The organism is Bartonella capreoli (assembly GCF_902813205.1).
In the GTDB taxonomy this organism is placed as follows: Bacteria; Pseudomonadota; Alphaproteobacteria; order Rhizobiales; family Rhizobiaceae; genus Bartonella; species Bartonella schoenbuchensis.
The window spans coordinates 1-469 of the sequence record NZ_CADDZX010000172.1 but is presented as its reverse complement, the minus strand read 5'-3'; the positions used below and the strand labels follow the sequence as shown (position 1 = coordinate 469).

1 protein-coding gene is annotated in these 469 nt (G+C 42.6%); it reads left to right on the top strand.

Annotation, left to right across the window (positions count from 1 at the left end):
- Window positions 1–37 precede the first annotated feature (37 nt).
- Window positions 38–469 (top strand): hypothetical protein (locus tag J7R05_RS07920; protein WP_425490168.1); only part of this gene is annotated, 432 nt, incomplete at its 3' end.

The window sequence follows — 469 nt, the reverse complement described above, 5'->3', positions numbered from 1 at the left end:
AGTTGAACCGCTTTATCGTCAAGAGTTGCAGAGTGCAATGACAATGAATTCTGCTTCCTATAGGAATCCTGTTTCTGGGCAAGCTTCTTTGGGGCTTGCGCAAAAGCTTGCCTCTATTGTTGTGGAAGAGCCTTCGGATCGTTTTGGTCAAATGGTGCGCAATCATCTGCTGTTTCTTTTGTATGGAAATGGTGGTAAACCTTTTGCGCCGGTTTATCGATTGGCATTGCAGATATCCGTATCTACAAGAGAATCTATGCAGATAGAGGTTGATTTCGAGAAAAAACGAAAAGGACGACCTTCTGTTGGAACTGTTATGAGCAGAGCTTCTTACACTTTGCAGGATATGAAAAATACTCTTGTTGCAAAAGGAACAGCAATGATGAATGCATCTTTTGACCGACTTCGTCAAGAATATGCAACGATGCAAGCAGAAGAAGACGCAAAAAACGTGTTGGTGAAGAGGTGG